Consider the following 529-nt stretch of genomic DNA (forward strand, 5'->3'; position numbering starts at 1 on the left):
AACGCTGTCCTACGATGCGATGGGCAACATCGCTTCGCTGAGCAGGTTTGACGGCACCACGACCAAGACCGGAACCTACAGCTATGCCGGCAACCAGTTGACTGGTATTACGGGCGGGGCATTGGCTACGGGTGCCTACACCTACGACGGCAACGGCAACGCCACCACAGACGGCAGGAACGGCGTAACGCTGGCCTACAACTACCTGAACCTGCCGGTAAGCGCCGTAAAAAGCGGGCTGAACCTCAGCTACGTCTACGATGCCACCGGAGCCAAGCTGAAGAAGGTGAACGGTACCACCGGCACGGCCACGGACTACGTAGACGGCATCCAGTACACCAACGGCACGATCGACTTCATCCAGACCGAAGAGGGGATTGCACGCAGGGGCGGGGGCAGCTACAGCTACGAATACAACCTGACCGACCACCTGGGCAACGTGCGGTACACCTTCAACAGGCACCCGGTTACGGGCCAGCTGCAGCCCCTGCAGGCCGACGACTACTATGCCTGTCTCTTATACACATCT

Annotated in this window: 1 pseudogene; it reads left to right on the forward strand. The window is 59.9% G+C overall.

Annotated features, from left to right (window positions below):
• A pseudogene (locus tag JHD69_RS20105) lies at positions 1 to 529 on the forward strand (DUF6443 domain-containing protein); the annotation flags it as partial.

Origin of the sequence: Pedobacter sp. ASV12 (assembly GCF_016429155.1) — a bacterium.
Lineage (GTDB): Bacteria > Bacteroidota > Bacteroidia > Sphingobacteriales > Sphingobacteriaceae > Pedobacter.